Raw genomic sequence first — 18,550 nt, forward strand, 5'->3', positions numbered from 1 at the left:
TTGCCGTTCTCATCTACATAGGAGCCGTGCTTCTTCTGCTCTTCGGTCAAGGGCTGCCGCTTGAAATAGATTTCATTTTCGGAGATGCTCACGGTTTCGCTGGCCTGCTCCTTCGGGGTATCGTCATACAGCTGGGCGAAAAATGCCAGTGCATCTTCGGGTGAGTCTTCCTCCATGAGCTGCTCGAAAATCCGCTGTTCCTCTGCCGAGAGGTTATTCCATGCGGCTTCCAACTCCTGCTCGTTGGCTGCGTTGACAAAGGCTTCGATCTCTTTTTTCATGGTGCATCCTCCTTTGGCTGCGAAAAGCGTTTTTTCAAAAAGTATGGGTTTTCGTGAGAGCAAGAATCGTCCCGTGGCCACAAATTTTCAATTCTTGAAAATTTCCTGCCCCTTTGGGACAGCTTCTTGTTGGGGCGTGCCTGCCCCAAACCCTGCTTAGAGCGAGTACGGCAAACTAGAAGTTTGGGTTACGAGTGTCCATTCTCATCGCTTTCGGGCGGACGAACATAACGCAACATTTCTTCTTCACAGGCGCCAAATTCCAAATAATTGGCTTTTGCTTCGTTTAGAGTTATTCCGTGGTTTGAGTCGCTGGGGTCATCATCAGAAGCAATAAATGGATCGTTTTCCCAAAAGCAAACGGGGCAAATATACCCGCAGTCTTCTTCCGGTGGAACAGTATAGGTAAAATGCCCACAACATGGACATTGATGTTTTTTCAAATATGCTCACCTCTGCAAGTACTATTTTATCGAGTTTAGCTAGTCGCGCTATTTGGTATATGGCTCTGTGTCTTTTCCATCATATACAACGACCCTAATGTCAGCAGCTACACCAACATCCGCATGAATACCCACCGTATATTCTTTATCCGTAACATTCGTAAAAGAATAAAAACTGTTCGCCGGAATATTGTCAGATACGACTTCCTGTTCACCTTCGCAAAGCAAATGAACTACAATGTCAAAATCATTTTTATTTTGAATTGTTAGTGTACCTGTTTTGGATAAAACTTTTACATCAGAGTATGTGATTACATACTTAGCAGAAGTTGATTCTTCTGTACAGGTCACAGAGCAGTCCCACTGTATTGCTGCCTTTGCCTTTCTATAGGATTCCGAAGACCGGTATGCAGAAAATACAATAATTGCAGCTACAGCAAGAATCCCAATGATAACAGACACTATTGTTGCTTTTTTCTTCATAATCTTTGCCTCCGAAAATTTCGATTTACTGGGCTAAGCCGAGTATACCATACTCTCCGATGAAAGAACACCCCTATATAGGAGAACTTGGCCGTTTTATTGCGTACGTGCGTACCAACCTTCCGTACGCACGTACGCAGCGATTCGCCCGAAACGCCCCCTATACAACCGTTTCCCCTCGGAGAGCCCACTACACTTTGCAGACCACAGGGATGAAAGTGTCATAGTGGGTTATTACACTTCCGCAGAAGTGCCTTTTTCTCGCCGCAGACAACCGGGTATGCCTTTTGTGAGAGCTTTCTGTCCGGCGAATCCACATCGCCCACAGGCGATGTGAGCAGGGATTCCAAAGGGGCGCAGCACCCTTGGCACACGACTTTGGTACAAAGTCTAGTGTGTTACACCTTTCCAGAGGTGTATACGTTCCTGAAATGCAAAAAGCCCCATACCCAACACCTTAACGGTGCGGACATGGGACTTGATGCTTCCTCGGCCTAGCCGGGTACTCCGTAACCAATCCTGACAGGCAGTTGCCGTGTCATTTTTCGAAAACTGTTTTACGGATACCCAGCAGTCGGGAACGCTCTGTTTTTCTTTGCTGGTGGTGTGATGAGCTTGTTCCGCCTGTCACGCGGCAAACTCCATCTGGCCTTCCTCGCTGTTCCAGCAGGCAAGGATGGCCGGGTAGAATGCCCGCGCCAGACGGTCAATGACTTCATCGGGATAAGGGAAAGTATTTGTGGACTTTTTCTTTTTGTTCAAACGCACGCTCCTTTGATCGTCCTACCGTGGCAAAGTCGGGCGAGAAAATCAAAGTTCCAATTTTTATCAGGCGCAAGGGCGCGGAAGTTTTCCACCCTGCACTTGCGGCTGGTGGCTCATTGATGGCTTACAAGTGCCTGTCGTTATGCGATTTCTTTATCGTTCAGCATTTCTTCAAACTGTGCCATATACGCTTTGTGCTGCTTGAGGATTTTTAGCGTTTCAGTTTTGGCGTAGGAATCGTCCGGTAGCTTAGGCAAGTATCTCATCAAAAAATCAAAGTCCTGCTGAATCCGCCGGACAGCGACTTCCAGCGCTGAGTAGTTGATTCCAGAGTAGTGTGAGTAGCTCGACTGCGGAGCCGAACGGTCTTCTGGGTGCAGAATCTCGTGCACGATTTGCTTGCGGTTCGGAAAATCAGCTCTGGCGAGGCGGTGCATATCAGCATCACGGACTTTGAATTGCCCAGACAGAATTTTCTCCTGCATACCGGGCACCATCTGTTCCATAATCTCCACGCCACGCATGAACTTTTCAGACCGGGCAACGTAGGATTCGCTGACATTGTTCCGCTCCGCAATCTGCTTGCGGATGCTCACTTCCGCAGAGGTGGGAGGAATTGTGTCAATTTGACACAATTCCTCCTGAACAGGTTCTTTGGCAGCAGCCGTATACTGGTTATTGCCATTTCCACCGGGCTTTCGATGTTCCACACTGTACTGCTTTCCAATGAGGAACTTCTTCTGCTCCGGGGTTAAATTGCGCCGCCCCAGCTGATTCTTGCAGATCCATGCGAGGACTTCTTCTCTGCTTTCAAAGGGAAGCGGCATGGTAGAAAAGCAGATTTCGGGATGTTTCTGAAGAATTGTATAACGGTTGTGACCATCAACAAGGGTGTTATTCCAAACGATCAAAGGAGAGAGCAGCTTGCCCTCTTTCAGGATATTTTCTTCAAGCTGCTTAAATTCATCATCGGTCAGAGGAGGAATCTGAGACTGGAACTCCGGGTCGATTTTCAGATTGATCATACGCACACTCCTTTATCTCTCCTGCTGCGCCGGTTCTTCCTCCCGGAAAAAGGACGCAACATTCTGCTTTGCGGTTTTCAGTTTGAGCAGTTCCTCTTTAGCTTCCTTGTACTGCTCGTAGAACTTTGCCTTTTCGGATGCCAGCTGCGCATACTCGGCTTCCAGCTTTTTCGGGCTGGGCAGCTTGGTGAGGTCATTTGCCTTGAAATAGGCTGCTGCCGCCCGGTACGCTGTCAGTTCTGCACGATGCTGCTCCTCAAAGACTGCAGGTCGCTTGGCGGTCTTTAACTGCTGTGCGACGCTCTTGGTGCTGGCGTAGGCTGCGACATGATAGCGCAGCTCTTTGTTGGCCTTCATGCGACCTTCGAGGTCTTTCACCACCGCCAGCGAGTCGTGATACTTGGTTTCCAGTTCGGCGATGCGCTGGTTCAGGGCGTCCTCGTCGGTCAAGCCCTTTTTCTGCAGAAGATTCACGGTCTGTGCCATAACTTTGAGATTGTGTTTCGTGAGCCAACGCTTATAGCCGATGCCTTTGCCCTCGGTCATCCTCGACTGGATGTCGATCAGTTTCCCGATGATATCCTGCTTGAACTGCGCCTTGGGTTTGCGTTCAGCGTTTGCGTTCAGGGCAGCAAGCACTTCTGCCTTGTCGAACTTGTCCCCGAGATGTTTCGCTCGGATGAACTTCGTTCTGCCAGTAGGCAGATAGCTGAGCTGTCCACGGCTTTCCTTGACGGCAATACCATACTGCTGCATGAGCCTGTCGGAAAATTCTTCAAAGCTCGTGGCACGGTACAATACAGACGAAATCTGTCTCCGTAAAGTATCCTTCAAAGTTTTAAACTTCTTCTGCCGGGGCGGCTGTCCAGCTGCGGTAAGAGCTGCGTTCGCACGGTCAAGTTTCATTTGTCCGCGTCGCCTTGTCCAATACTCGGCCTCGCTCACGCGCTCTTTCGAGCCGTTGAGTAGGTCGATCTGGTACAGTCCAGCACCCTCGCACAGTTCCATGACCTCGACACGGAGGTGCCGCATGGTCTGGGCGGTGCTGGAGTGCTTCATGCCCTCTAGCCAGTCGCGGGGCTTCTGCATATAGGGCTTGCGCTCCACTTCTCGTGTTCGGACGCTGCCGATCACGATGTGGACATGGATGTTTCCCGAATGGTTGTGCCCATCCGGGTGAGTGCAGACGATGGCGGGATGACCGGGGAGGTTTTCTTCGCAGAATTTCAGGCCAAGTGCCTGTGCCTTTTCCATGGTCAAGCCGTTGTCGGCTGCATCTCGTGGGTCAAAGCTGATGATATACTGGTGACTTTTGATATCACCATGCTGGGTATTCTTACCATACTTGCGGTTTGCCAGCAGACAGGCCGTTGCAAACGAGAAATCGCCACACTCAAGGGTGTCGAGCAGGTAGGATTCCCGCAGCATGGGTCGGCCTTGTTCGTCCAGAATTACCTTGCCGGAAAATTCATCGTGCTGGTAAATGAGATACACTTCGATGGCGGTGTAGTCCGAGTTCTTAGAGCTGATATGCTTGAGCGTTGCCATACAGTTCACCCAGAACTTTCTCGGTGTGCAGCCGGAATGCGGTCAGGTCTGCAAGTTCGTCAAGGAGTTTCGCCCGGATCTGCTCGGTGTCCGCACCGCCGGAATTGAAGTGCCTTGCAAGCTGGTTGAGATTGCTGCCCACCTTGCTGCACTGGGCAAGCAGGGTGGAAACGGCGGTCAGGGTTTCTTCGCCACCACCGGCAACGATGACCGTTTTCTCGATTTTAACGTTGTGGATGGCGCGGCGGATAAAAGTGGAGAGGGAGAGATTCAGGAGTTTGCAAGTGAGTTCCAGTGACGTTTTTTCTTCCGCTGTCACACGGAACTTGATGACGTGCGTTTTGTTGTTCGGCGTGTCGTGGTGCTGGGAATTGCTAGGGGTCAGTTGAACATTCGTTTTGGTCATTGTACCTCCTGTCTGTTCGATAACTCCTCGGTGAAGTTATGTAAAGCACGACACGCCGTTCCATTCGTGCCGCAAGGCACGAATGATGAGCAGGGTTTGGGGCAGGCACGCCCCAACAAGATCACTTAGAAAACTCGCAAGAGTTTGAGAAGTGAAGTCCCGGATGGACAGGAAATTTTCAAGAATTGAAAATTTGTGGCCACGGGACGGTTCTTGCCCTCCACCGCTGCGCTCAAAACGCTCTATCAACAAATGTTTCCGAATTGTTAAGACGCAAAAATAAGTAGAGGGATTCTGCTCATGTATGTTAATCACCGTTTGCTCCGAACGAAGTTCCTGCCCCTGTTTGTGCAGCAGCGTTGACGAAAAGTCGGTATCACGTTCGGACAGCTCATGAAATTGTCAAGGTGCGTTTCCCGTAAAAGAAAAATACCGCCCATGCAGCATAGCGATGGATTTTGTCGGGTGAAGTAAGCGGCAAAATGAATCGGGTGTGTTGCGGGGCGGTAAAAATCTTCATGGAGAATAAACCCTCAACGTGCAGTCATTCGTGGCTAACACGGCGGAATTTGCGATAGAGAGTATCATGGATTGTGCGGTGTGTCAAGATGTTTTTGCAAAATTTATTGAGGTAAAGTGGTGAAAGTATGACACATTATAAAAACACACCAGTCCGGTATGGCAAGGACTGGCGTGTTCTCTTAGGAGAAGAACATGTAGAAGGTATGCATGGTATGGTTTAGGAGAAAAGTTGGAAAATATCAAAGGATCTCGAGGAGGGGTGCTTTTAATTCAGGTGCCGCCAGAGGGTAGACCGGCTGATGCCCAGCTGTTTGGCGGCAAGGGTCTGATTGCCGCCGCAGTCGGAGAGAGTCTGGTTGATGGCGGCAGAGATAATCTGATCCAGTGTTTTCCCGCTGAAGGGATTCTCCGCCGTGGGGGAAGCCTCCACATGATGGAGGGTTCGTTCCTTCAGCAAGACCTCGGTGACAGAATCGTTCAGGATGTAAGAGGAGGAAGCCAAGGCCGCCAGCTCGCTCAGCACTGCCTTGAACTCGGTGAAATTGTCCGGCCAGCTGTAATGGATGAGCTGATCCATGGCATTGGGGGCAAGACCGATGATCTGCTTGCCAAGGGTGGCGTTCAGGCTGTTTAGGTAGAGATTGGCCAGCGACGGGATTTCGTCGGCGCGGGAACGCAGGGGAATCACCGAAAGCCCCACACAGCCCATCTCGGAGGAAAAGCTCTGGATGGTGGGGGCCGGGGCGTTTTGCTGGGAAACGATGCAGGAGAAGATCATGAACACCCGGGTCTTCAGCGAGATCTGGTTGGAGTAATAGAGCAGCTCCTGTAGGTTCCGGTAGGCCAGCTTGCCGATGTCCTGAAAATAGATGGTGGTGTGGTTTTCCAGCAGGGGAGAGGAGGGCGAATTGAACAGAAACTCCCAGCCCTTTTCGTTCAGGGTGGCGCAGTTGATGACCACAAAGGGGTTCTTATTATAGGGGCTGTTCAGGTAGAGCGCCTTGGCGATTTGCTGCTTGCCAGTGCCCGGTTCACCCAGAATCAGCACCGGCTGGGCCGTGGCCGCCAGTGCCGAGAGTCGCTTTTCCAGCGGGCGGATGGCACCGCTGATGCTTAAAAAGCTGTCTTGGAACAGGTGCTGAACCTCGTTATGTTCATAAAGATAGATGCCCGCATTGATGGACTTACGGGAGAGGATCGTCTGGGTGTAGCAGAACACATAGAACTGCTCATTGGCAAAGGTCATGGCCTGGGCTGTGACCCGCAGGTAGGTCAGCTCGTCGGTGTACAAAAACTGCCGCACCGCCCCGGAACTCAGGTCGCCGATGCGCTGGACAAAGTAATCCCGGATCTTTTCAGGAACAGAGTCCTCAGTGGTATAGAACAGCTCCTTTTTCTCGTTGAACACCAGAACGTTTCCCCGCGCCTGCCGCACCGCATTCTGCAGCAGTGCAATCTTCCGGCGCATCCGGCGGTACTCCTTCGAGATGTCAATCGCATGTTCAAAAGCGGCATGCAGGCTTTCTGCGCCGCTGGTGATGAGAAAGGCGCTGTATCCCAGCTCCCGGGCGACGCTGTGGGTGACATTGTCGCAGATGACCATGCTGTAGCCGCCCAGCTTCAGCCGCTCCAGCGCCGAGCGCACCTCGGCCTCACTGTGAACGGTGACGATGTCCGTGTTGAAGCGCAGCAGGTCACACAGCGTATGGGCCGGCCCCGTGATGCTGGGAAAGCCCACGATGGCATACAGACTGTTGTAGTTCTCGGCCATTTTGATGGCGCGCAGGATGTCGTAAACCGAAAAGGTGATCTCGACCACCGGCAGGGTCGTTTCTTTCTTCAGCAGTTCTGCGGTGCCGCCGCGGGAGATCACAACGTCGTAATTCTCTTTGGAAAGGCGCTGCGCGATCTTGACGCCCTCCTCCAGGTCGCCGGTGTACGCTTCAAAGCGCACCGCGGGAAACTCTTCCCGCGCCACGCGCTCCATGGCGGCACGGATGCTCTCAAAGGGCGCGATCCCTAAAATGCGAATCTCTTCCAAGCAGATCCCTCCTCACGATGGGAAAAAACAGCAGATTTGCCCAATGCGTTCCAAAACGGAACGAGATGGGAGCTTTCCGAATAAAATTGTAACATAATGCAACGATGCACGCCAGACGGAAAAGCGGAAACGTTCTAAAATGAAACGATTTTGGCGAACAAAATTTGATAAAAAATAAAAATCGTTTCATAATGACACAAACAGAAATTGAGAACCGCCCGGCTTTTGGCTATAATAGGGCCACCGAAGCAAAGAAAAGGCAAGCAAAAGAGAGCGGTGAATCAGCAATGTTTACACTTTTGATATTGGCAGATGACTTTACGGGAGCGCTGGACACCGGAGTGCAGATCTCGAAGACCGGTGCCACAACGGTGGTGCTGACCGATCCCCATGCAGACCTTGAACGCTTTGCCGATGAAACGGAAGTCTTGGTGATCGATGCGGAAACGCGCCACATCCCCCCGCAGCAGGCAAAGGCGTGCGTGGCCTCCATCGCCCGGCGGGCATTCGCCATGAAGGTGCCCTGCATTTATAAAAAGACAGACTCCGCGCTCCGGGGCAACATCGGAGCCGAGCTGGAAGCGGTGGCGGAGGAAAGCCCGGACGGGCAGCTGTTCTTCGTACCGGCCTTCCCCCAGATGAACCGGACCACGGAGCATGGGCAGCAGCTCATTGAAGGAATGCCGGTAGCCCAGAGCGTGTTCGGGCAGGATCCCTTCGAGCCGGTGCGGAACTCCGATGTGGCAGCCATCATTGCAGAGCAGAGCGGGCTGCCCACCGTTACGGCGGAGCCGGGAGAACCCATCCGGCTGAAAGGCCCGGGCATCCAGATCTGCGATGCAAAGTCGGTGGAAGACATCCGCAGGACCGGCGAAGTGCTCCGGCAGAACGGAAAGCTGAGGGCGCTGGCCGGATGCGCAGGCTTCGCGGCCATCCTGCCCGGTCTGCTGGGTCTGGAACGGACCGGGGCAGCCCGGCAGCCCCGGTTGGACAAGCGGCTGCTGGTGATCTGCGGAAGCGTGAATCCCATCACCCTCTCCCAGCTGGACGAAGCCGAACAGAACGGCTTCCTCCGCCTGCGGCTGACCCCGGAAGAGAAGCTGGAGGATCACTACTGGGAGACCCCGGCGGGCAGAGAAAAGCTGAAAGCCATGGCCGAGGCGGTGAGCCGGAGTGACTGCATCATCATCGATACCAACGATGCCGACGGGAACCGCTCCACACGGCGGTACGCCGAACAGCGGCAGATGAAGGTGGAAGAGATGCGGCAGCGCATCGCGGACTCCATCGGCCGGACGGCAAAATACCTGATCGAAGCGGATGGGCCGGGAGCGGGCGGCACCTGCCGCACCCTGATGATCACGGGCGGCGATGTGCTGATCCAGACCATGGGCGAACTTGGCGTGGCGGAGCTTCATCCCATCTGTGAGATGGATCCGGGCGTTGTCCTTTCCAGCTTTACCTGCAGGGGACAAAAACGATATGTACTTTCCAAGTCCGGAGGGTTTGGCCCCAGCGACCAGCTCCTGCGGATCCTGAACAAACTGAATCGAACCATCGAGGAATGAACCAAAGCAAGGAGGACAAGACAATGCTGAAGCAGTACACATTGAGAATGCCGGGTGCGGTGTTCGGAGGCGAGAACAGCCTGGACAATCTGACCAACCTGGTCAAGGACACCGCAAAGGTGGCCGTGTTCACCGATAAGGGCATCGAAGCCACCGGTCTGGCGGATCTGGTCACGGCGAAGATCGGGCAGGCCGGCAAAGAATATGTCGTGTTCGATGAGCTGCCCGCAGAACCTTCCTACCAGCAGGCACAGGCCGCCATCGACGCCTTCAAGGCATCGGGTGCGGACTTCATCGTGGCTGTGGGCGGCGGTTCCGTGATGGATATCGCAAAGCTGGCTTCGCTGCTCAAAACTGATGAATACGGCGTCAAGGAACTGTTGGACACCCCGCTGCGGGCACACAAGTGTGTTCCGACCCTGATGATCCCCACCACCGCCGGCACCGGCGCCGAGGCCACCCCCAACGCCATCGTGGCGGTGCCGGAAAAGGAAGTCAAGATCGGCATCGTCAATCCGGAAATGATCGCGGATTACGTCATCCTCGACCCGATCATGATCAAGAAGCTGCCCCGCAAGATCGCGGCTTCCACCGGTGTGGACGCCCTATGCCACGCCATTGAGTGCTGGACCAGCAACAAGGCGAACGCCTTCAGCGATATGTATGCCATGTGGGCACTGGATCTGATCCTGAACAACATCGAAAAAGCCTGCGATGATCCCGAAGCCGTGCAGGCCAAGATCAATATGCAGACCGCAAGCTTCTACGCCGGCGTGGCCATCACAGCCTCCGGCACCACCGCCGTCCACGCCCTGAGCTACCCCATGGGCGGCAAGTACCATGTGGCCCATGGCGTTGCAAACGCCATCCTGCTGGTGCCCGTCATGCGCTTCAACGAGAGCGTCTGCCGTGAGAAATTCGCCGAAGCCTATGACCGCTGCGTCCACGGCGAAAAGACCTGCACCACCGTGGAAGAGAAGAGCGCTTACATTATCCACTGGCTGGAAGAAATCGTCAAGCATCTGGACATCCCCACCAGCTACAAGGGCTTCGGCGTGAAGCCCGAAGATCTGGACGGCCTGGTGGAGGCCGGTATGCAGCAGCAGCGTCTGCTGGTGAACAACATGCGTCCCGTCACAGCCGAGGACGCACGCAATATTTACCTGGAAGTTATTTGAACCGCGTGAACAGAAAAACATAAATTTACATGAAAAAGGAGAAAGCGATTATGAAGAACGTTCCTATGAAAGGCATCATCACCCCCATCCTGACCCCCATGAACCCCGATGAGACCGTGAACCTGGAAGTCCTCCGCCAGCAGATCGAGCGTCTGATCCAGGGCGGCGTCCACGGCATCTTCCCCATTGGCACCAACGGCGAGGCCTACGCACTGTCCTTTGACGAAAAGCTGGCCATCATCGAGACCTGTGTGGATCAGGTCAAGGGCCGTGTTCCCGTTTACGCAGGTACCGGCTGCATCACCACCCGCGAGACCATTGAGCTGAGCAAGCGTGCTGCCGACCTGGGTGCCGACATCTTGTCCATCATCACCCCCAGCTTCGCCGTGGCTTCTCAGAAAGAGATGTACGACCACTACGTGGAAGTGGCAAAGCATGTGGATGTTCCCATCGTGCTGTACAACATCCCCGCACGTACCGGCAACAAGCTGCTGCCCGAAACCGTTGCCAAGCTGGCAAAGGACGTTGATGTCATCATGGGTGCCAAGGATTCCAGCGGCGATTGGGACAACCTGCAGGCTTATATCCGCCTGACCCAAGATCTGGATAAGGGCTTCAAGGTCCTGTCCGGCAACGACTCCCTGATCCTGAAGTCCCTGCAGGCCGGCGGTGCAGGCGGCATTGCTGGCTGCTCCAACGTTTACCCCCATGTCCTGTCCTCTATCTACAACCTGTTCGTGGAAGGCAAGATCGAGGAAGCACAGGCCGCTCAGGATTCCATCGCAAGCTTCCGTGCCGTGTTCAAGTACGGCAACCCCAACACCGTGGTCAAGAAGGCCGCTGCTCTGCTGGGCAACCCCGTGGGCGAGTGCCGCCGTCCCTTCTCCTACCTGAGCGAAGAGGGCACTGAGGCCCTGCGCAAGGTGCTGGAAGAGAACAAGGCAAAGGGCATGGCCTGATCTGAAAACAGGAGGGAACAAGGATGGAGCGTCCTATCGTTGGTATTTCTATGGGCGACCCCTTTGGCAATGGACCGGAGATCACCGTGAAGGCGCTGAACGATCCGGAGGTCTACAAGACCTGCAAGCCGCTGGTGGTGGGGGATCGCTCTTGCATGGAATATGCACTGGCCGTGTCCCAAAAGGTCAACGGCATCGACCTGAAGCTGAATCTGGTGGAAAGCCCCGCACAGGGCCGCTATGAGTACGGCACCATTGATCTGATCGATCTGGGCATCGTGCCCAAAGACAAGATCCCCGATACGCTGGCAGAGGAGCACCCGAAGGCCTTTGACGTAGGCCCCTGCGCTCTGGGCGGCGAGGCAGCCTTCCAGTATGTGGTCAAGGTCATCGACTTGGCTATGAAGAAAGAGATCCAGGCCACTGTGACCAACGCCCTGAGCAAGGAAGCCATCAATATGGCAGGCCACCACTACTCCGGCCACACTGAGATCTATGCCGAGTACACCGGAACCAAGAAATACGCCATGATGCTGGCTCACCACGATTTCCGTGTGGTCCACGTTTCCACCCATGTGTCGCTGCGGGAAGCATGCGACCGGGTGAAGAAGGCCCGCGTGCTGGAAGTTATCGAGATCGCTGACAAGGTCTGCAAGGATATGGGCATTGAGCATCCGAAGGTGGCTGTGGCCGGTCTGAATCCCCACTGCGGTGAGAACGGACTGTTTGGCCGGGAGGAAATCGAGGAGATCAAGCCCGCCATCGATGCCGCCAAGGCCGAGGGCATTGATGCTATCGGCCCCTGCCCCCCGGACAGTGTATTCAGTCAGGCCATCGGCGGCTGGTACGATATCGTGGTGGTCATGTACCACGATCAGGGCCACATCCCCATTAAGACTGTCGGCTTTGTGTATGACCGCGAGAAGCAGTCTTGGAAGGCCGTGGAGGGTGTGAATATCACTCTGGGCCTCCCCATCGTCCGTGTCAGCGTGGACCATGGCACAGGCTATGCACTGGCGGGTACCGGCGCCAGCAACGAGCTGAGCTTGGTGAATTCCATCGCATACGCCGCAAGCTTCGGAAAAAACAGGACCTGAAGGAGAAACACTATGAAATTTGTTATGACGCAGTCGATCTGCCCGGAAGGCATCGAAAAGCTGAAGGCTGACACCAACGGTCAGGTCGAGATCATTGCAGAAGATAATCCGGACCCCAATAACTACTTAGACGACATGCAGGACGCTGATGCCCTGATCGTCCGCATCGCAAAGTGCGATGCCCATGCCATTGAGAACAGTCCCAAACTGAAGGTCATTGGCCGCACCGGTGTGGGCTACGACTCCGTGGACGTGAAGAAAGCCACTGAGCTGGGCATCCCCGTGGTTATCACCCCGGGTGCCAACAACCGCAGTGTGGCAGAACATGCCGTGGCTATGATGTTTGCCCTCTCCAAGAACCTCTACGAGGGTCAGGTGGAGACCGAGAAGGGCAACTGGGAGATCCGCGGTGCCCACAAGGCCTTCGAGCTGGAAGGCAAGACCGTGGGTGTCATCGGTCTGGGTGCCATTGGCCGCGAGACCGCAAAGATCTGTCAGGGCGTGGGCATGAAAGTGGCCGGTTACGACCCCTTCATGAGTCAGGACAAGATCGAGGCTCTGGGTGCTGAATATTACGCCGATTACAAGGAGCTGCTGAAGGTGGCCGACATCGTCACCGTCCATGTGCCCCTGACCGACCAGACCCGCGACATGATCAGTGCAGCCGAGCTGGCCACCATGAAAAAGACCGCTCTGGTCATCAACTGCAGCCGCGGCGGCATCGTGAACGAAGCCGACCTGTGCGCAGCTTTGCGGGCCGGCACCATTGCCGGTGCTGGCACCGACGTGTTCTGCAACGAGCCGCCCAAGCCGGATGATCCGCTGCTGAACACCCCCAACCTGATCGTCAGCCCCCACTCCGCCGCACAGACCCGCGAAGCCGTCATTAAGATGGCCAATATGTGCGTGGACGGCTGCTTGGCCGTTATCCGCGGCGAAAAGTGGCCCTTCGTGGCAGATAAGAAGGTCTACGATCATCCCAAGTGGGCTGATAAGTAATACGGGCTGTCGGGAGCCGCCCTGCCTGTAAAGAAAAATAGGGAGAACAGCTTATGAAATACGAAAAATACAATAAGGGGAAGAACGATCTGTTCAGCGGCATCGTTCTGGGCGGTTTTGCCATCGCCTACCTGATCGGTGCAGCGATGATCAAGATCCCAAAGATGCTTTCCGCATCGCTCCTCAACGCCTCGTCCGTGCCCAAGCTGTGGGGCGTGCTGCTGCTGATCCTCGGCATCGTGCTGATCGTCCGCGGCCTGCACGTGATGAAGGCGGAAAAGGCAGCGGGCAATGCACCGGAAAAAAAGACCGCATCGGATGCGGCCAAGGGCTTCTGGGCTGACAACCGCGCCGTCGTGGAGATGTTCGTGGTGCTTCTGGTCTACATCGCCCTGATCCAGCCGGTGGGCTTCCTGATCTCCACCTTCCTGTTCCTGTTTGCAGAGTTCAATATCCTGACCTACAAAGAGGACCGGAAGCTGGGCTTTTCCGTGGTCTTCGCACTGGTGTGCGCCGTGGGCATTTACGCCATGTTCAAGTACGGCTTCAAGATGCCGCTTCCGCAGGGCATCCTGAAGGGAATCTTTTAAGGAGGGAAGGTACAGATTATGTTGATGGAAGGTTTTTCCATGGTCCTGAGCGACCCGTTAAGCGTCGTTCTGGTGGCCGTGGGCACTCTGATCGGCACCATCTTCGGTGCCATTCCCGGTCTGACGGCTACCATGGCCGTTACGATCTGCCTGCCCATGACCTTTGCAATGAGTGACAGCCGCGCCATTGCCCTGCTGATGGCTCTGTACATCGGCGGTATTTCCGGCGGTCTGGTCTCCTCGATCCTGCTGAACATCCCCGGTACGCCTGCCTCGATGGTCACCGCCTTCGACGGCGCACCCATGGCCCGCAAGGGCGAGGGTGCCAAGGCACTTGGCACCGGCATCTTCTTCTCGTTCCTGGGCACCATTTTTGGTCTGATCGCTCTGATCATCATTGCACCGTATCTGGCTGCAGTGGCCATCAAGTTTGGTGCATTCGAGTACTGCGCTCTGTCCATCTTCTCCCTGTCGCTGGTCATCTCACTGGCCGGCAAGGATATGGTCAAGGGTCTGGCAGCTGCCCTTCTGGGCGTCATGTTCTCCACCTTCGGCATCTCCACCTTCGACAGCATCGTCCGCTACGATTTCGGCAGCGTGAACATGCAGTCCGGCTTCCAGCAGCTGGTGGTCCTGATCGGCCTGTACGCCATCCCTGAAGTGGTAGGCGTTGCCCAGAAGGTCGTGAAACCCAAAGTTATCATGCAGCAGAACACCACCGTGGATAAGATCCATGGTCTGGGCTTCACCTGGCAGGAGTTCAAGAGCCAGATCGGCAACTTCTTCATCGCAGCCGCCATCGGCACCGGCATCGGCATCCTGCCCGGCATCGGCGGCGGTACTGCCGGTATCATGTCCTACACCACTATCAAGAACCGCTCCAAGACTCCTGAAAAGTTCGGCACCGGCATTATGGACGGCGTCGTGGCTTCTGAAACTGCAAACAACGCTGCCATCGGCGGCGCAATGATCCCCCTGCTGACCCTTGGCATCCCCGGCGACGGCATCACAGCCATCCTGCTGGGCAGCCTGATCATCCACGGCATCGCCCCTGGTCCGCTGATCTTTGAGAAGAGCGGCGCACTGATGTACTCCATCTACCTGATCATCGGCCTGTCCTCCCTGTTCATGATGATCTTCATGCTGTTCGGCATCAAGGGCTTCGTCAAGATCCTTTCCGCTCCGCAGGGCCTGCTGATGCCCATCATCCTGTGCATGTGCTGTGTGGGTGCCTTTGGCTGCTCCAACCGCATGTTCGATGTCTGGTGCCTGCTGATCTTCGGCCTGATCGCTGTTGTCATTCGCGCCATGGAGCTGCCCATCATGCCCGTGGCCATCGGCTTCATTCTGGGACCCATCTTTGAAAAGAACCTCCGCCGTGCAGAGTCCTTTATGACCAGCGGCCCCGCAGAGCTGCTGCATCACCCCATCGCTCTGGTCATTCTGGTGATCACCGTTGTGATGATCATCTTCAGCCTGCGTTCCAACAAGCGTGCTGCCGAGCGTGAGGCTGCGGTTGCCGCTGCCGAGGAGCAGGAGTGATCCGAATACATACCAGACGCTTGTTGTGCAGCGTCTGTCAAGAAACACAAGAAGAAAGGAAATTACCATGAAAAAGATCTCGCGTCGTTCGTTCCTGTCCGCTATGGGTATTGTGGGTGCCGCTGCTGCCCTGACCGCCTGCGGCGGTTCTTCCAGCTCCACCGCTGCTTCTTCCTCTGCCGCTTCTACTGCCGGCAGCACCGCAGCCGCTGGCAGCGCCGAAAAGCCTGCCGATTACCCCAACGCTTCCATGAGCCTTGTGGTCGGCTTCAACCCCGGCGGTGACTCCGACCTGAACAACCGCCTGATGGCACAGTATGTGGAGCCTTCGTTCGGCCAGTCCATCGCCGTGACCAACATGGCTGGTTCCAACAGCTCCGTTGCTCTGACCCAGTATCAGAGCACCCCCACCGATGGCTACACCATTCTGGGCACCAACAGTGCCGCTCTGGTCAACAACTACGCTTCCGGCACCTGCCAGTACAGCTACGAAGACTTTGAGGTCATTGCAGTCTTTGGCCGTGCCCCCGGCGATATGCTGTTTGCCAACAAGGCTTCCGGTATCACCTCCATGGAAGACCTGCTGGAGAAGTCCAAGGCCAACCCCAACTCCATCAAGATGGGCATGTCCTCCGGCGGCAACACCCACGTCTACGCTCTGCTGCTGCAGCAGGCCGGCTTCGCGTGCAACATCGTTGACGGCGGCGATGGTTCCGATCGTATCGCAGCTCTGGTGGGCGGCCACGTGGATGTCTGCTTCGTGCCGTACCTGACCGCGAAGGAATACGTTGAGAACGGCGACGTTGTGCCTCTGTGCACCATCGGTGACCGCTGCTCCGCTCTGCCGGATACCCCCTCCATCAACGAGAACGGCTACGTGGAGAACAACTTTAACAACTACTACGTCTGGCTGGCACCCAAGGGCACCGATGCAGGCATCGTTTCCTATCTGGCTTCTCTGTGCGAGGACGTTGCGAACAACAACGAGAAGTACGCCGCAGATCAGCAGGCCATCAACTTCAACGATCCGTTCATCGTGACCGGTCAGGACGCAATCGACCTGCTGGCTGAGCTGCAGGACGTTGCAAACGAGAATGTCAAGGTTCTGGGCTGATCCTGAAAGATTGCGTTTCTCCTTATCTTGGTCATACCAGCATTAAAAAGCGAAAGAACGGCCTGAATTCTGTACTGCACAGGATTCAGGCCGTTCGGGCTTATTGTGTGGGAGAGTTTGTACGCCTTTACCAACATTTTCGTCCGGCAAAGCATTGGTATGATGTGGTCTATGTTTTCACCCTGTCCGAAGTAAAGGAAGCGGCACATTTTTCCAAAATGTGGAATCCGATATAATCGTCTGATAGCGGTAGGTTTGAACTGGTGGAAGAAATAGTTTTAAGTTGTTGTTAAGCTGTTATTTTCCCTATTGCAATCCGTTGCAAAGTATGGTATATACATTATACGAAACGTTGCTCTGATGAACGTATTACCGTTCAATGATGTATAAATGGAGGTGCTTGCCATGACTGCTGTGATCTATGCTCGTTATTCAACTGACAGCCAGCGCGAGGAATCCATTGAAGGTCAGATCCGGGAATGCACCGCCTATGCGGAAAAGAATGGCTTCACGGTGGTGAAGCATTACATTGACCGTGCCGTCTCCGCAAAAACGGACAACCGCCCGCAGTTCCAGCAGATGATCAAAGACAGCGAACGCGGCATCTTTGATGTCATCATTGTCTGGAAGCTGGATCGCTTTGCCCGGAACCGCTACGACAGTGCCCGGTACAAGACCCAACTGAAACGCAATGGTGTGAAGTTAGTATCGGCAACGGAAGTCATTTCGGCTGGCCCGGAGGGTATCATTCTGGAATCGGTGCTGGAAGGTTATGCCGAATACTACTCGGCTGATCTGTCTGAAAAGGTTGTGCGCGGCATGACCGAGAATGCTCTCAAGGGTATTTATAATGGCGGCACGATTCCGTTCGGCTACATGATCGATGAGACCCGGCATTACCAGCCCGACCCGCTGCTGGCTCCGTATGTGGAGCAGACGTTCCAGAAGTATGCGGACGGTGCGACCATGACTGACCTGCGGGATTGGTTAAAGGCGCACAACATTAAGAACTCGATGGGCGGGGAGATGTCCTACAATACGATTCAGCGGATGCTGAGTAATCGCCGGTACATCGGCGAGCTGCGTTTACGAGATGTAGTACAGCCCAATGCAATTCCGGCACTGGTATCAGAGGACTTGTTCAACAAGGTGCAGGAAAAGCTGGCGAAAAATAAAAAGGCCCCTGCCCGTCATAAGGCAGAGGAAAGCTATCTGCTTACCACCAAGCTGTACTGCGGTAAGTGCGGAGCGCTGATGTTTGGCGAAAGCGGTGTCAGCCACACCGGGAAAATGTACACCTACTATAAGTGTGCTGCTACCAAGAAGAAAAAGACTTGTGATAAAAAGGCCGTGCGGAAACAGTGGCTGGAAGATCTGGTGGTCAACGAGACCATGAAGCTGGTAGAAGATGACGCTTCCATGAATGCCATCATCGCCAAGGTCATGGAACTGCAAAATCAGGAAAGCACGGATTTGCCCATCTACGAAAAGCAGTTGAAGGAAACGGAAGTCGGCATCACCAATATGCTGAACGCCATCCAGATGGGCATTCTGACCAGTTCCACCAAGGAGCGGCTGGAAGCGCTGGAAGAACAGCGGAAAGAGCTGCAAGCCCACATTGCAGAAGAAAAGCTGGCAAAGCCGAAGATGAAAGAAGAATTCGTCCGGTTCTGACTGCTCCGTTTCCGTAAGCTGGATATGACCCAGCCGGAGCAGCGGCAGGCACTGGTGGATACCTTTATCAATGCCATCTATCTCTACGATGATAAGGTTCTCATTACCTTTAACTATAAGGAAGGCACAGAAACGGTCGCTTTCGGGGAAGCCGTGAAAGCAGAGAAAAGTTCGGATATGAGTGCGCGAGGTGCACCAGATATTGAACGTCAAATCGTAAGATTTGACGTTCTTTTTTGTTATGTAACCCCGAAAATTCGGGGTCTGCACGGTCAATGCACGGTTTTTGCACGGTTGGTGTTTTCATAGGAATCC

General features: G+C 54.6%; 15 protein-coding genes and 2 pseudogenes. 9 read left to right on the forward strand and 8 right to left on the reverse strand.

What is annotated here, in order from left to right:
- The 8 genes and pseudogenes from GKG36_RS14880 to GKG36_RS14100 form a co-directional block, all read right to left on the reverse strand.
- Positions 1-281, reverse strand: a pseudogene (locus GKG36_RS14880) (hypothetical protein); the annotation flags it as partial.
- A 188-nt stretch (positions 282-469) separates the two neighbouring features.
- Positions 470-724: a CPCC family cysteine-rich protein gene (locus tag GKG36_RS14075; RefSeq protein WP_097781461.1), complete on the reverse strand. Its 255-nt coding sequence runs from the start codon at positions 722-724 to the stop codon at positions 470-472.
- Between the two features lie 48 nt (positions 725-772).
- Entirely contained in the window at positions 773-1,207 is a 435-nt protein-coding gene (locus tag GKG36_RS14080; RefSeq protein ID WP_097773868.1) for a hypothetical protein, read from the reverse strand.
- 627 nt (positions 1,208-1,834) lie between these two features.
- Complete coding sequence (locus tag GKG36_RS15005) at positions 1,835-1,969, reverse strand: hypothetical protein (protein ID WP_279236597.1); 135 nt, start codon at positions 1,967-1,969, stop codon at positions 1,835-1,837.
- Positions 1,970-2,112: 143 nt separating this feature from the next.
- Complete coding sequence (locus GKG36_RS14085; RefSeq protein ID WP_154261249.1) at positions 2,113-2,997, reverse strand: hypothetical protein; 885 nt, start codon at positions 2,995-2,997, stop codon at positions 2,113-2,115.
- 12 nt (positions 2,998-3,009) lie between these two features.
- Positions 3,010-4,545: a relaxase/mobilization nuclease domain-containing protein gene (locus GKG36_RS14090; protein WP_154261251.1), complete on the reverse strand. Its 1,536-nt coding sequence runs from the start codon at positions 4,543-4,545 to the stop codon at positions 3,010-3,012.
- On the reverse strand, positions 4,517-4,951 hold the full coding sequence (mobC, locus tag GKG36_RS14095; protein WP_154261253.1) for a plasmid mobilization relaxosome protein MobC: 435 nt from the start codon (positions 4,949-4,951) through the stop codon (positions 4,517-4,519). The genes GKG36_RS14090 and mobC overlap by 29 nt, the downstream gene beginning before the upstream one ends.
- A gap of 787 nt (positions 4,952-5,738) precedes the next feature.
- The gene (locus GKG36_RS14100) at positions 5,739-7,514 is read right to left on the reverse strand and encodes a sigma-54-dependent transcriptional regulator (protein WP_154261255.1); all 1,776 of its coding nucleotides are present in this window, start codon (positions 7,512-7,514) and stop codon (positions 5,739-5,741) included.
- A 287-nt stretch (positions 7,515-7,801) separates the two neighbouring features.
- On the opposite strand from GKG36_RS14100, the gene GKG36_RS14105 reads away from it, so the two are divergent.
- From GKG36_RS14105 to GKG36_RS14145, 9 genes and pseudogenes are all read left to right on the forward strand, one after another.
- On the forward strand, positions 7,802-9,082 hold the full coding sequence (locus GKG36_RS14105) for a four-carbon acid sugar kinase family protein (RefSeq protein WP_173012990.1): 1,281 nt from the start codon (positions 7,802-7,804) through the stop codon (positions 9,080-9,082).
- A gap of 23 nt (positions 9,083-9,105) precedes the next feature.
- Positions 9,106-10,260, forward strand: coding sequence for an iron-containing alcohol dehydrogenase (locus tag GKG36_RS14110; RefSeq protein ID WP_154261259.1), 1,155 nt, complete (start codon positions 9,106-9,108; stop codon positions 10,258-10,260).
- Between the two features lie 50 nt (positions 10,261-10,310).
- Positions 10,311-11,219 carry a 4-hydroxy-tetrahydrodipicolinate synthase gene (dapA, locus tag GKG36_RS14115; RefSeq protein ID WP_154261261.1) on the forward strand — a complete coding sequence of 303 codons (909 nt, stop codon included), beginning with the start codon at positions 10,311-10,313 and terminating at the stop codon, positions 11,217-11,219.
- 23 nt (positions 11,220-11,242) lie between these two features.
- A complete protein-coding gene (gene pdxA, locus GKG36_RS14120; protein WP_154261263.1) occupies positions 11,243-12,316 on the forward strand; it encodes a 4-hydroxythreonine-4-phosphate dehydrogenase PdxA in 1,074 nt (357 codons plus the stop codon).
- Positions 12,317-12,328: 12 nt separating this feature from the next.
- On the forward strand, positions 12,329-13,315 hold the full coding sequence (locus tag GKG36_RS14125; RefSeq protein ID WP_154261265.1) for a hydroxyacid dehydrogenase: 987 nt from the start codon (positions 12,329-12,331) through the stop codon (positions 13,313-13,315).
- 53 nt (positions 13,316-13,368) lie between these two features.
- Positions 13,369-13,905, forward strand: a complete 537-nt coding sequence (locus GKG36_RS14130; protein ID WP_154261267.1) for a tripartite tricarboxylate transporter TctB family protein — start codon at positions 13,369-13,371, stop codon at positions 13,903-13,905.
- A gap of 18 nt (positions 13,906-13,923) precedes the next feature.
- Positions 13,924-15,447 (forward strand): tripartite tricarboxylate transporter permease, encoded by a 1,524-nt coding sequence (locus GKG36_RS14135; RefSeq protein ID WP_154261268.1) that lies wholly within the window; start codon positions 13,924-13,926, stop codon positions 15,445-15,447.
- 67 nt (positions 15,448-15,514) lie between these two features.
- The gene (locus GKG36_RS14140) at positions 15,515-16,561 is read left to right on the forward strand and encodes a tripartite tricarboxylate transporter substrate-binding protein (protein WP_005941056.1); all 1,047 of its coding nucleotides are present in this window, start codon (positions 15,515-15,517) and stop codon (positions 16,559-16,561) included.
- Between the two features lie 405 nt (positions 16,562-16,966).
- Positions 16,967-18,550: pseudogene (locus GKG36_RS14145) on the forward strand (recombinase family protein); the annotation flags it as partial.

Origin of the sequence: Faecalibacterium sp. BIOML-A1, assembly GCF_009679715.1 — a bacterium.
GTDB classification, from domain to species: Bacteria; Bacillota; Clostridia; order Oscillospirales; family Ruminococcaceae; genus Faecalibacterium; species Faecalibacterium taiwanense.

Excerpts from the sequence above, each read along its gene's own strand:
- mobC (WP_154261253.1), bottom strand. The coding sequence starts at position 4,951 with ATGACCAAAACGAATGTTCAACTGACCCCTAGCAATTCCCAGCACCAC.
- GKG36_RS14090 (WP_154261251.1), bottom strand. The coding sequence starts at position 4,545 with ATGGCAACGCTCAAGCATATCAGCTCTAAGAACTCGGACTACACCGCC.
- GKG36_RS14135 (WP_154261268.1), top strand. The coding sequence starts at position 13,924 with ATGTTGATGGAAGGTTTTTCCATGGTCCTGAGCGACCCGTTAAGCGTC.
- GKG36_RS14105 (WP_173012990.1), top strand. The coding sequence starts at position 7,802 with ATGTTTACACTTTTGATATTGGCAGATGACTTTACGGGAGCGCTGGAC.
- pdxA (WP_154261263.1), top strand. The coding sequence starts at position 11,243 with ATGGAGCGTCCTATCGTTGGTATTTCTATGGGCGACCCCTTTGGCAAT.
- GKG36_RS14130 (WP_154261267.1), top strand. The coding sequence starts at position 13,369 with ATGAAATACGAAAAATACAATAAGGGGAAGAACGATCTGTTCAGCGGC.
- dapA (WP_154261261.1), top strand. The coding sequence starts at position 10,311 with ATGAAGAACGTTCCTATGAAAGGCATCATCACCCCCATCCTGACCCCC.
- GKG36_RS14085 (WP_154261249.1), bottom strand. The coding sequence starts at position 2,997 with ATGATCAATCTGAAAATCGACCCGGAGTTCCAGTCTCAGATTCCTCCT.
- GKG36_RS14080 (WP_097773868.1), bottom strand. The coding sequence starts at position 1,207 with ATGAAGAAAAAAGCAACAATAGTGTCTGTTATCATTGGGATTCTTGCT.
- GKG36_RS14125 (WP_154261265.1), top strand. The coding sequence starts at position 12,329 with ATGAAATTTGTTATGACGCAGTCGATCTGCCCGGAAGGCATCGAAAAG.
- GKG36_RS14140 (WP_005941056.1), top strand. The coding sequence starts at position 15,515 with ATGAAAAAGATCTCGCGTCGTTCGTTCCTGTCCGCTATGGGTATTGTG.
- GKG36_RS14110 (WP_154261259.1), top strand. The coding sequence starts at position 9,106 with ATGCTGAAGCAGTACACATTGAGAATGCCGGGTGCGGTGTTCGGAGGC.